The sequence below is a fragment of the Sphingobium sp. B11D3B genome (assembly GCF_025961735.1).
Taxonomy (GTDB): domain Bacteria; phylum Pseudomonadota; class Alphaproteobacteria; order Sphingomonadales; family Sphingomonadaceae; genus Sphingobium.
Genome location: NZ_JAOQOF010000001.1, coordinates 3,275,712 through 3,285,000 on the forward strand (window position 1 = coordinate 3,275,712; position 9,289 = coordinate 3,285,000).

Consider the following 9,289-nt stretch of genomic DNA (forward strand, 5'->3'; position numbering starts at 1 on the left):
CAAACGATCAGGCGGCGCTCTTCGCGGCCTTGTTCTGCTGGAAGCGCTCAATGGCTTCCAGCGTGATCTGGCGAGCTTCCGCGCTGTTGCCCCAGGTGCCGACACGCACCCACTTCTCGGCCTCGAGATCCTTATAGTGCGTGAAGAAGTGCTCGACCTGCTTGAACACGATGTCGGGCAGATGCTCCTTCTCGGTCACATTGGCGTAATAAGGGAAGGTCGCGTCGTCGGGGACGCAGAGCAGCTTCTCATCGCCACCATGCTCATCCTCGAGGTTGAGGACGGCGATGGGGCGGGCGCGCACCACCGAGCCCGGGATGAAGGGCGAGCGGGCCACGACCAGCGCATCGAGCGGATCGCCATCGGGCGAGAGCGTGTGCGGAACGAAACCGTAATTTGCGGGGTAGCGCATCGGCGTGTGCAGGATGCGATCGACGAAGAGGGCGCCCGATGCCTTGTCGAACTCATATTTCACCGGCTCGCCACCGGTCGGCACCTCAATGACGACATTGAGGCTTTCCGGCGGATTGCTGCCGACAGGAATCATATCGATGTTCATGGTTTTTCGCACCCACAGGTTAATTGACGGAAGTCTCGCCGGTCCGCGCTGTCAGCAGTCGGTCGAGACTGGTTGAACCCTCTTGTGATTTTTCGAGGCGCGGATAGCGCAGGCCGCCGGAATAATCGAGCGTGATCGTGCGATATCTTTTGTCCCGCCTCAGGGTCAGGACGAGCGGATGTTTTTGGGCCGTCGCCCGCACCCCCTCGCGGAAGACATCGGCGGAAAACTCGGTGTCGCCAACCGCCGTGATCGAATCGCCGACCGCGATGGCTGCCTTGAAGGCGGGGCTATCCCAGATGACGGAGCGCACGACGCCATCTTCCCCGACGATCAGCCCGGGGCCGAAGCTCTGGTCGACATATTTGCCCACGGTCTCGGCGGCCCGAATCGTCGAGTTGGTGATAAGGCCGTAGGTCAGCTTGTAGCCGCCTAGGTCGAACCCGGCCTTGGTGACCTCGCTATTGGTCTGCTCTATCCGCTCGCGCAGTAGCCCGTCCCAATCATAAGCGACGACGCCGTTGAGCGTCTCGATCACATCCTGACGATTGTAGGTCAGCACGCCCCAGTCGCGATCATTCACACCGAAGAAGGCCTTGGCGAAATCATCGATGCCGCGCGCGCCGGCGGTTTCGCGGCGGATGATGGCGTCCACTTCCAGCCAGATCATCAGGCCTTCATTATAATAATCTTCCGAGCGCTGCCAACTCGTCCAGGCCTTGGGGCGGCGGGCCGCGATGATCGGATCGTAGGTGGTGTCGATCACCGGGCGCCAGGTGCGGCCTCTGGTCGCGTCGAGCCGCGCCGCGATGGCGGCCAGCGCATCGAGCGTCTCGGCCTTGCTCAGCAGTCCCGAGCGGGCGGAGAGCACATAACCCCAGAACTGGGTCTGTCCTTCATACACCCAGAGCAGGTCGTCCTGCATGGGCGTGGCGAAATCGGGTGTCCAGAGCATCTCCGGGCGGCGATATTTGCCGTTCCAGCTATGGGTGAATTCGTGCGCGAGCAGGTCGCGGTCGCCCAGCGCGGCCTCCCATTGCGTGAAGTAGCCCAGCGAGACGCCATTTTCGCTGAGCCGGTGATGCTCCAGGCCGATGCCGCCCAGCTTGTCCGAGATGGAGAGCAGGAAATTATAGCGATCATAATGGCGCGCGCCGAACAGCGCGACGGCTTCATCGACAAGGCGGCGATGCAGGTTGATCTGCGGCTCGGTGGCTTTGAGCTCTTCCGGCGTATCGGCAAAGACGCTCAGCCGCACGTCTGGCGCCAGCGCGATCTCGCGGCTGTGGAGCCCTGCGAAGATCGGCGAATCGACCAGCGTCTCGTAATCGGTCTCCTCGTAGCGGACCGTCTTGCCGTCGCGCTCACTGGTCAGCGCAGTCGCTGCGGTCCAGCCTTCCGGCAGCGTGACGCTGGCCTGAATCGGGATGCGGCGGGTGTAGAAGCCGGCCGGATAGAGCGAGACGCTGTCCCACTGCAGGTTGAGCAGCGAGTCGGTCATCACGATCCGGCCCTGATTGCCCGCGGTGGGCGCCAGAAACTGGAAATTGGCGATCACGGCGCCTGCCCCGTCCGGCACGGAGAGGTGAAAGGCGTAGACGTTGAGCGGGTCGCGCTTCCAGCGCAATGGCCGGCCGTCCGCGGTCGTGAAGCTAAGGCCGGCGATCTTCTCGATCTGCCCGCGCGGGGCGTGGTGGCCCGGCAGCCATTCCGGCAGGAGCAGGGTCAGCGGGCCACCGGTCGACATGGGGATGGTCTCGCGGATGGTGATGATGCGCCGGTCCACATCGGTCGCGTCCACCTCCAGCTTGAGAGTGCCGCTGGTCCAGGCGATGTCCCGCGCTTGCGGCACGGTGCTCAGGATCGGCAGCGCGGCGGGGGCCGAGCGCGGCGGCGGCGCGGCGGCATCCTGGGCGAGAAGGGCGCTTGCGGGCAGGGTCAGCAGAAGAAGGGCAGGCAAAAGGCAACGGCGCATCATGGCACTCCGGGGAAATAGATGCGCCCAGCATGACAAGGGGGCGGCAAGCCGTCCACCCCCTCGGTCTATATCCTATGCTCGGCCCTCAGGCTGCGCGCGGCAGCTTGCTGGCGTCTGCCCAATTGCCATGCAGGCCCGAGCGGATGCGGATGGGCAGCTTGGCGCGGGCGATCGGCCCGGCCGGCAGGTTGAGCGCGTCGAGCACCACCAGATCGGAATAGTTGGTGATGAGATTGTCCACGAGCGCGATGATGTAGCCATCGCCCTCCGGCGCATCGGCCGAGCGCGGCACGAAGCAGGGCTCCTGGATGATCGATTCCGGACCCGCCCACCAGCAATCCTCGGTGCGTGCGACGAGATCCCAATGGCCGATCTTGTTCATCTTGAAGCCGCTGGCGCGACCACGGAGGAAGTCCATCGGCATCTCCGGGTCCATCACCAGGCCCCAGCCGTGGCGATAGGGCTGGCCGACGAAGCGCTCGTCGATGCGGGGAAATTCGTCGATCCAGTCGGTCAGCTTCTCGATGCTGGCGAATTCTTCACCGTTGGAGGCCAGGTCGACCGTCCAGCGGGTCAGGAAGGGCCGCGCGGCAACCGGATCGAAACTGTCGTCATGGATGTCCGGGAAGAAGGGGAAGCTGTTCCCTTTCGCCTCGCAGGTGTCGAAGTGGATCTTGGTGCCGTCCTGATAGGCGTTCATGACATGGCTGGCGAAGCAGTTGTCGCGCTTGAACCAGCGGATGTCCGCGCCATCGCCGCCGCGCTTCAGCACGCCGAGGTAGACCGGGAGCGTCTTGTCGAAGCCGAAATGCGGCTTGCCGGCCTTCAGCCGATCCCAATTGCCGGTGATCGGCACGATGTGGAAGATCACGTAATCCTGGGTCAGGCCGAAGTCGTGCATCATGCAGTAATAGGGGACCTTGAAGAAGGTCTCGAACAGCACATTGCCCTGCGGGTCGATCTCGAAATAGCTGACATCGTCGGTCAGCACGCCGGTCGCGGCATAGCCATGGTTGCAGAAATTGCCGGTGACGGGGTCGATCTTGCCATGGCCGGAGAAGGTCTGGTTTTTGATCTTGCCGTCAAAATTCGTGTAGCCTTGGGTCTCCAGGCTGAGCGGATCCATGATGAGGCAGGGGCTGTCCTCCTTCATCGCATAAAGCTTGCCGGCATGGACCATGACGTTGGTGTTGGCCGTGCCGCGGATCATGCCCTTGACGCTCTCGTCATCGGTCAGCGGATTGCGATACATGCCGAACAGCGACTTGCCGGCGGCCCGCTCGGCCTTCCACTTGTCGGTCTGGGCGTAGCGCTGGCGGAAATCCACCTTGCCATCATGGAAGTGGAACAGGCTGACCATGCCGTCGCCGTTGAAGAACTGATCGTTCTCGAACATCGGCGGGAATTGCGCATCGGGGTGGACGCGATGGAAGGTGCCATTGAGTTGCGCGGGGATTTCCCCCTCGACTTCCATATCCAGAATGTCACCTTCGATGCGCAACGGGCGCAGCACGCCTGTCATGCCGGGCGTATTGGGGTAGTGGGCCATCCGACTCTCCTTGATTGATCTCTCAACAAGTCGAGTGAATGGCCGCTTTCGACACAGGCGGCGTTGATCCGTGTCAAACCCTCCGCCTCGTCCCGCGCTTCAGGTGAAGCGGATGGGGCGGACCTTATTCGCCGGGAAAGCGCTCGAAGCTCGGCAGCGCATCCAGCGTGGTCATCCAGTGCGGCCGCTCGGCGGTCTGGATCTGCACTTGCGGCGGCAGCGCCTCGGGATCGTCGAACGTGGCGGCCTGGATGTCGATCAGCCCGGGCAGCGCCTCCGGATTTGTGAAGAACAGGCCCGTGCCGCAGACGGGGCAGAAGCTCCGGGTCACGGACGGGGAGGACTGATAATCGCTGACATTGCCAGTCAGCACCGTCACCGCCTTTTCCGCAAAGGCGGCCCAGAGCACCATCGGCGCGCCGGATGATTTGCGGCAGTCCGCGCAATGGCAGAGCGCCACATGCTCGGGCGTTCCTGTTCCCCGGTAACGCACCGCGCCGCATTGACAACCGCCTTCGAAGCTGTCGCTCATCATCGTCTCCTAAATCCCGCCTAGGAACATAAAGGGAACAATCTGCACTTGCAAGCCGGTTTCCTTAAAGCGCGATTCCCGCTAGAGGCGCGGCCATGGCGAAAATCGAGACACCCCGGCCGGTTCGCGGCACTCAGGATATGATCGGCGACAGCGCGGACCGCTTCGCGCATGTGGTCGAAACGTTCGAGAAAGTCCGCAAGCTCTATGGCTTCCGGCGGATCGAAGTGCCGGTATTCGAACAGACGGCGGTCTTCTCCCGCTCGCTGGGCGAAACCACCGATGTCGTCTCCAAGGAGATGTACAGCTTCGAGGATCGCGGCGGGGATTCGCTCACGCTGCGTCCGGAGTTCACCGCCGGCATCGCGCGGGCCTATATCACCGAGGGCTGGCAGCAATATGCGCCGCTCAAGGTTGCGACGCACGGGCCGCTGTTCCGCTATGAGCGGCCGCAAAAGGGGCGCTATCGCCAGTTCCACCAGATCGATGCCGAGATCATCGGCGCGGCCGAGCCGCTGGCCGATGCCGAGCTGCTGATCTTTGCCGACCAGTTGCTCAAGGAGCTGGGCATCAGCGAGGGCGTGACGCTGACGCTCAACACGCTGGGCGATGCCGCGAGCCGCGATGCCTGGCGCGCGGCGCTGGTTGCGCATTTCGAGGGGCACAAGGCGAGCCTGAGCGAAGACAGTCTGACCCGGCTCGAAAAGAACCCGATGCGCATCCTCGACAGCAAGGACCCGCGCGATCAGGCAATCGTGGCGGACGCGCCGGATATCGACGCCTATCTGACCGACGAGGCGCAGGCCTTCTTCGAGAAAGTGACCGGCGGGCTGAAGGCGGCTGGCGTGGCGTGGACCCGCAATGCCCGGCTGGTGCGCGGGCTGGATTATTATCGGCACACCGCGTTCGAGTTCGTCACGGATCGGCTGGGCGCGCAGGGGACGGTGCTGGGCGGCGGACGTTATGACGGGCTGATCGAGACGCTGGGCGGGCCGGCGACCCCGGCGGTCGGTTGGGCGGCGGGGATTGAGCGGCTGGGGATGCTGCTGGATGCGCCGAGAGAGCAGCGCCCTGAACTCGTAGTGGTTGCCGACGATATTGGTTCGGAGATGTTCGCTCTCCAGATTGCTTCACTTTTCCGGCGCAACGGAATCACCGTTGAACCGATCGTGTCGGGATCCCTCAAGAAGCGTTATCAAAAGGCACGTAGCCTCAATTCGGACTGGATCATCAAGACCAATCTGCGCGGCTCGGCCCCATCCGGGGCTGTTTGTGCTCGTTTGGCATTTGGCCGGGAAGACCTCGACACTTCCCTTGAGCCCAAAAAACTAGAAGCAATTATCCGTCGAAGCTTTGAAATTGATCACGTGGATGGTCTGGTTCCTCACGCAACGGTTCTGCTGACCGACATCGGGGCATGACCACCATCTCCCCTGATCGCATCGCTGCGATCCTCCGGCGGCAGGAGGAGGTGCAGGCGCAGATGGCGCGGCCGGATCTTGATCCGGCGGAGTTCGTGCGGCTCTCCAAGGACTATGCCGAGCTGGAGCCGGTGGTGCAGGCCGCGCGGGCGGTTGTGGCGTTGCGCGCCGAGCAGGGCGAGCTGGAAGCGATGCTCGCCGATCCCGAAATGAAGGCGATTGCGCAGGAGGAACTGGAAAGCCTGCGCGCGCGGCTTCCGCAGGCCGAACATGCGCTGGCCTTGGCGCTGCTCCCCAAGGATGCGGCGGATGCCCGCCCGGCGATGCTGGAGATTCGCGCCGGCACCGGCGGCGATGAGGCTGCGCTGTTCGCTGGCGATCTGTTCCGCATGTATCAGCGCTATGCCGAGACGCAGGGCTGGCGCGTCGAGATCATCTCGGCCAGCGCGTCCGAGGCGGGCGGCTTCAAGGAAGTGATCGCCAGCGTGACCGGCACTGGGGTGTTCGCGCGCATGAAGTTCGAGAGCGGCGTCCATCGCGTGCAGCGCGTGCCGGTGACGGAGAGCGGCGGGCGCATCCACACCTCGGCGGCGACCGTGGCCGTGCTGCCCGAGGCCGAGGATGTCGACGTGCAGATCAACGAGGCGACTGACCTGCGGATCGACGTCTATCGCTCGTCCGGCTCGGGCGGGCAGCATGTGAACACGACCGACAGCGCCGTGCGCATCACCCATTTGCCGACGGGTCTCGTCGTGACGCAGCAGGACGAGAAGTCCCAGCACAAGAACAAGGCGAAGGCCATGAAGGTGCTGCGCACACGCCTCTATGAAGCCGAGCGCGAGCGCACGCAGGCGGAGCATGCGGGCGCGCGCAAGGCGATGGTCGGCTCGGGCGACCGCTCGGAGCGCATCCGCACCTATAATTTCCCGCAGGGCCGCGTGACCGATCATCGCATCAACCTGACCCTGCATCGCCTGCCGGAAATTCTCGAAGGCCCTGGACTAGACGAGGTGATCGCCGCGCTCATCGCCGAGGATGAGGCTGCGCGGCTGGCGCAGCTCGACATGGCGGCGTGAGCGGCGGGGGTGTGTCGACCATGAAGCCGGGAGCGGGGGGCTGCTTTGCCCTGGGCTCCTGCCTTCGCAGGAGCACGAGCTTGTGAGCGGGCTGGCCGATTGGCTGCGCGCCGCCACGACCGCTCTGGGCGCGGTCAGCGATACGCCCCGGCTCGATGCTGAACTGCTTGCCGCCCACGCGCTGGCGATGAGCCGCGAGGAGATGATCCTTGCCCTGCCCCGGCTCTCCTGCCCCGAGGGCGCCGATGCGCTGCTCGCCCGGCGGCTGGCGCATGAGCCGATCGCCTACATCACCGGCACGCGGGATTTCTGGACGCTGACCCTGAAGGTCGCGCCGGGCGTGCTAGTGCCGCGACCGGACAGCGAGACCCTGATCGAGGCGGCGATCGCGCAGTTCGAGGGGAGGCGGCCGCCGGGACGCATCCTCGATCTCGGCACCGGCTCGGGGGCGCTGCTGCTGGCGGCGCTGGATGTCTGGCGGGAGGCGAGCGGTGTCGGCGTCGATGCCTCTGCGGCTGCGATCGAGATCGCACGGGCGAATGTCCGGCTTTGCGGGATGGAGGCGCGGGCGGAGATCCGCGCGGGGGACTGGGCCGACGGGATCGAGGAGTGCTTCGACCTCATTCTCTGCAACCCGCCTTATATCAGCACGTCCGCCATGCTGCCCCGGCAGGTGCGCGATCATGAGCCAGCCAGCGCCCTGTTCGCAGGAGCCGATGGGCTGGACGATTATCGGCGGCTCGCCGCGCAGACGGGCGACCGCCTCGCCGCAGGAGGCGCAGCGATCTTCGAGATCGGTTTCGACCAGGAGGAGACGGCCGGCGCACTGTTTCGGGAAGCCGGCTTCCATGTCGCGGTGCGCCGCGATCTGGCCGGGCGGGCGCGGGCGCTGGTGCTCACCAGGGCATAGGGCTGCGCTTTTTCACGGCTCCCAACGATTTTCGCTTGGTTTGATGCACGGGAACGACTATCTGCCAGTTTCAGGACCACTGTTGCAAACGCGCGAAGCGCTTGCGTGAGTGGTCTGCTCCCACAGTTTTGGCGGCGTTCTGGAATTGGAGCCGTTGGCCGAAGCGCGGGGCGAGAGCGGTGTCAAAACCGTTCCGCCAACGATGTGTTGTATAGCGCTTGGGGCCATTGATCGGGAACGCCGGGTTTTAGTCGAGAGCATAGGGACGAACCTTTGATCAATAATCGTCAGGCCGGTCGCCGTCGCGGTCGGAATAACCCGCGCCAAGGGGGCGGAGGCAATCGCGGTAACGGCGATTCGGGCAACCGGATCGACAGCCGCGCACGGGGCAATGCGCCTCAGCTTCTCGAAAAATATCGCAATCTGGCGCGCGACGCCCAGATGTCCGGCGATCGGGTGAACGCGGAATATTATCTGCAGTTCGCCGATCACTATTTTCGCGTCCTCGCCGACAACCGTGCGCGGCAGGAGGAGCAGCAGGGCCGCTTCCGTCGCAACGACGATGGCGATCAGGACAACAGCTTCGACAATGACGAGCTGATCGACGGCAGCGAGGATGGCGACGAGTTCGCACCGCGCCATCAGGATTTCCGTCAGCAGGACAATCGCAATCAGGACGAGCGCCCGCGCCGCGATCGTGGGCCGGACCGGGACGGGCAGGATCGCCCGGCACGGCAGGAGCCGCGTCAGGACCAGGGCGAGCGTGCGGAACGGGCAGAGCGGCCCGAGCGTGCTGAACGCCCGGAACGCGCCGAGCGCCCGGAGCGTGCTGAACGCAAAGAGCGTCAGCCGCGCCGTCCGCGCGTTGCCAATGATGACGAAACCGATCGGGATGAGGGCGAGATCGGCCTTCCCGGTCTGCCGCCCTCCATCGCCCGCATCGAATCGGACGAGTCCGAGGATCGGGCCGAAGCGCCGGCAGAGGCGAATGACGCCACGGAAGCGCCCGCAAAGCCGCGCCGGGGCCGTCGCCCTCGTGCGACCGAAGCGGCGGAATGATCTGATCCGGAGCCGCGCTCTTTGAGGGTGCGGACGTCGCGGGCCGGGCTGTGATCCGGTTCGACCAAATCAAAAGAGCACGATCGGCCATATAGCTGATCGTGCTCTTGTCGTTTCAGGCGCTGAGTGGGCCTAGCGCTCGGTTGCCTCGAGCAGATCGTCGCTCAGCGGATCTTCGACGCTCTGGTCATGTCCCGTCCCGCTC

General features: G+C 64.6%; 9 protein-coding genes (1 of these 9 running past the window's edge). 4 read left to right on the forward strand and 5 right to left on the reverse strand.

Going from position 1 to position 9,289, the window contains the following annotated elements; translation table 11 throughout:
* Positions 1-7 precede the first annotated feature (7 nt).
* The 4 genes from ppa to M2333_RS15240 all read right to left on the reverse strand — a co-directional run bounded on the left by ppa (position 8) and on the right by M2333_RS15240 (position 4,618).
* The gene (gene ppa, locus M2333_RS15225; RefSeq protein WP_264612315.1) at positions 8-559 is read right to left on the reverse strand and encodes an inorganic diphosphatase; all 552 of its coding nucleotides are present in this window, start codon (positions 557-559) and stop codon (positions 8-10) included.
* A gap of 19 nt (positions 560-578) precedes the next feature.
* Complete coding sequence (locus M2333_RS15230; RefSeq protein WP_264612640.1) at positions 579-2,534, reverse strand: M61 family metallopeptidase; 1,956 nt, start codon at positions 2,532-2,534, stop codon at positions 579-581.
* Positions 2,535-2,622: 88 nt separating this feature from the next.
* Positions 2,623-4,086: a carotenoid oxygenase family protein gene (locus M2333_RS15235; RefSeq protein WP_264612316.1), complete on the reverse strand. Its 1,464-nt coding sequence runs from the start codon at positions 4,084-4,086 to the stop codon at positions 2,623-2,625.
* 124 nt (positions 4,087-4,210) lie between these two features.
* Positions 4,211-4,618 (reverse strand): GFA family protein, encoded by a 408-nt coding sequence (locus M2333_RS15240; protein ID WP_264612317.1) that lies wholly within the window; start codon positions 4,616-4,618, stop codon positions 4,211-4,213.
* A gap of 95 nt (positions 4,619-4,713) precedes the next feature.
* On the opposite strand from M2333_RS15240, the gene hisS reads away from it, so the two are divergent.
* The 4 genes from hisS to M2333_RS15260 all read left to right on the forward strand — a co-directional run bounded on the left by hisS (position 4,714) and on the right by M2333_RS15260 (position 9,084).
* Complete coding sequence (gene hisS, locus M2333_RS15245) at positions 4,714-6,039, forward strand: histidine--tRNA ligase (RefSeq protein ID WP_264612318.1); 1,326 nt, start codon at positions 4,714-4,716, stop codon at positions 6,037-6,039.
* Complete coding sequence (gene prfA / locus M2333_RS15250; protein ID WP_264577221.1) at positions 6,036-7,115, forward strand: peptide chain release factor 1; 1,080 nt, start codon at positions 6,036-6,038, stop codon at positions 7,113-7,115. Before hisS ends, prfA begins: the two co-directional genes overlap by 4 nt.
* An 82-nt stretch (positions 7,116-7,197) precedes the next feature.
* Positions 7,198-8,025, forward strand: a complete 828-nt coding sequence (gene prmC / locus M2333_RS15255) for a peptide chain release factor N(5)-glutamine methyltransferase (protein ID WP_264579891.1) — start codon at positions 7,198-7,200, stop codon at positions 8,023-8,025.
* Between the two features lie 273 nt (positions 8,026-8,298).
* Positions 8,299-9,084, forward strand: coding sequence for a DUF4167 domain-containing protein (locus M2333_RS15260; protein WP_264612319.1), 786 nt, complete (start codon positions 8,299-8,301; stop codon positions 9,082-9,084).
* 132 nt (positions 9,085-9,216) lie between these two features.
* On the opposite strand, the gene M2333_RS15265 is transcribed toward M2333_RS15260, so the two are convergent.
* Positions 9,217-9,289 carry the 3' portion of a hypothetical protein gene (locus M2333_RS15265; protein WP_264571838.1) on the reverse strand. It continues 233 nt past the right edge of the window, so only the last 73 of its 306 coding nucleotides appear in the window; its start codon lies beyond the right edge, outside the window — the gene reads right to left on this strand; its stop codon occupies positions 9,217-9,219.

Bases quoted from the DNA above. Each gene is read 5' to 3' on its own strand.
- ppa (WP_264612315.1), bottom strand. From the start codon at position 559: ATGAACATCGATATGATTCCTGTCGGCAGCAATCCGCCGGAAAGCCTC.
- prfA (WP_264577221.1), top strand. From the start codon at position 6,036: ATGACCACCATCTCCCCTGATCGCATCGCTGCGATCCTCCGGCGGCAG.
- M2333_RS15230 (WP_264612640.1), bottom strand. From the start codon at position 2,534: ATGCGCCGTTGCCTTTTGCCTGCCCTTCTTCTGCTGACCCTGCCCGCA.
- hisS (WP_264612318.1), top strand. From the start codon at position 4,714: ATGGCGAAAATCGAGACACCCCGGCCGGTTCGCGGCACTCAGGATATG.
- M2333_RS15235 (WP_264612316.1), bottom strand. From the start codon at position 4,086: ATGGCCCACTACCCCAATACGCCCGGCATGACAGGCGTGCTGCGCCCG.
- M2333_RS15240 (WP_264612317.1), bottom strand. From the start codon at position 4,618: ATGAGCGACAGCTTCGAAGGCGGTTGTCAATGCGGCGCGGTGCGTTAC.